The sequence below is a fragment of the Thiohalocapsa sp. genome (genome assembly GCF_019695415.1).
Classification (GTDB): Bacteria; Pseudomonadota; Gammaproteobacteria; order Chromatiales; family Chromatiaceae; genus Thiohalocapsa.
In genome coordinates, this window is sequence record NZ_JAIFKJ010000510.1 from 1 (window position 1) to 1,956 (window position 1,956).

At 64.5% G+C, this 1,956-nt stretch carries 2 protein-coding genes; one reads left to right on the plus strand and one right to left on the minus strand.

Annotation, left to right across the window (positions count from 1 at the left end; all coding sequences use genetic code 11):
• Positions 1 to 235 precede the first annotated feature (235 nt).
• Positions 236 to 976, minus strand: coding sequence for a sulfate transporter CysZ (gene cysZ / locus I6U14_RS14215; RefSeq protein ID WP_296900171.1), 741 nt, complete (start codon positions 974 to 976; stop codon positions 236 to 238).
• A 137-nt stretch (positions 977 to 1,113) separates the two neighbouring features.
• Here cysZ and I6U14_RS14220 point away from each other — a divergent pair, with 137 nt between their 5' ends.
• On the plus strand, positions 1,114 to 1,953 hold the full coding sequence (locus tag I6U14_RS14220) for a SirB1 family protein (protein ID WP_296900172.1): 840 nt from the start codon (positions 1,114 to 1,116) through the stop codon (positions 1,951 to 1,953).
• Positions 1,954 to 1,956: the final 3 nt, after the last annotated feature.

The following is a 1,956-nucleotide window of genomic DNA, read 5'->3' on the forward strand; positions in this document are numbered from 1 at the left end:
CGGCGCCCAGTAGGGCGCCGAGGGCGCCCGCGAGACTGATGAACTTGGCCATTTATAAACCTCAGCATAAAACCCTGCCTGATCGCGATTTCACCAGCAAACCACCGTTGTGTCAAAGCCCCCGTGACTGGCTGGTGGGAAATGCACCTCGCGCGCGCCAGTTCCCCGCTGCTCGAACCGGGGAAACGCCGGCTCGAGCGTCAGCTCGGGGCATGTCCGGCCAAATGCGGGACGATCAGCCATCGTCGCTGCCGGGCTGCAGCTCGCGCACCCACATCAGCGTGGCGCCGGCGACAGCAGCCGGCATGACGATGAAGTTCACCACCGGGATGGCCGTGAGGGCGGCGGTAGTGGCGCCGAAGCCGAAGCTCAGAAGACGTCGGCGGCGCAAGGTCGAGCGCATCTGCCGGAACTTGAGGCCGTGGTTGCCCATGGGGAAATCCGCATACTCCAGGGTCAGCATCCAGGCGCTGAACAGAAACCACAGCAGCGGTCCGATCACGGGCACCACGAACGCCAGTATCAAAAACGGCAGGCTCCAGATCACGGCATATAGGAGCTTGCGCACCTCGTCCCCCAGGGTTGCCGGCAGTTCCCGCAGCAGCGTCGCCCAGCCCATGTCATCGCCCACCGACTGGCCCGTGATCAGGCGCTCCACCTTTTCCGCAAGCACCCCATTGAAGGGGGCCGCGATCAGATTGGCCACCAGCGTGAAGCTGTAGAACACGATGACGAGCACGGCCACCGAGAACAGCGGCCACAGCAGCCATTCCACCCAGGCGAGCCAGCTTGGGATGTTGGCTTGCATCCGGTTCATGAGGTGCTCGAAGCCCGCCGCCCCGAGCCAGATCCCGCCGCCGAACACGAGGATGTTCACCAGTAGCGGGATCAATACATAGCGTTTGAGTCCGGGGCGCATCAGCAGCCGGATGCCACCCAGCATGTACAGCGCCCCATTCACCGGGTTGGAAGGCATGATTCGGCTTTGTTCAGCGCGCAACGCCCAACATTATAGGATGAACGCAGCATCGGGCGTGGTGCGCACCGCGACCGCTGCACGGCATCCGCCCGATGCTTGAGCCTGCAACATCACAGACAGCAACGGTAAGGCCAATGGACGACGCACAGCAGACCTTCGCCGCCCTCGGACGCTGTCCGGACGACACCATCGATTTGGCCCGCGGGGCACTGGCCGTCAGCAAGCTCTTCCAGAGTCAGGTCGATACCGCGGCGGCCATCGGCGAGTTGGACTTGCTCGCAGCGGCGGCGCGCAGCCGCTTGCCGACGGGTGCCGATCTGATGCGCCAAGTGCAGGCGTTGAACGATTTGTTATTCGACGAGCTGGGCTTCGCTGGCGAGCGGGACGACTTCTACGACCCACGCAACAGCTTCCTGGATCAAGTGCTGGCTCGACGCCGCGGCATTCCCATCTCGCTGTCGGTGCTGTACTGCGAGTTGGCCTGGCGTCTCGGGTTACCGGCCTATGGCGTGAGCTTTCCGGCGCATTTTCTGGTGCGGGTCGGCCGCGGCAACAGCGCCTTGATGCTCGATGTCTACGCCGGCGGCATCGCGCTGCCGGAGTCGGAGCTGGACCGCCGACTCGCCGACGTCTACGGCGAGGGGGCCGTGAGCATCCGCGCCTATCCGTCTTTGTTGCGCCCGGCCGCGCGGCGGGAGATCCTGGTGCGCATGCTGCGCAATCTGGCGGGTATCTACAGCCAACGGCAAGATGACAGTAATCAGCTGGAAGCACTCACGGCGATGTTGCACCTGATGCCGGATCTGCCGGATGCACTCCAGCAGCGCGGCACGCTGCTGCACAAGCTGGGTCATGCACCCGGGGCGCTGGCGGACCTACGTCGTTTCGCCGATGTATCGGACGACGCCGAGCAGATCGCCGCCGTGACCCCCGTCATCGAAGCCCTTGCGAGGCAGTCCCTGCGGCTGCACTAAGGA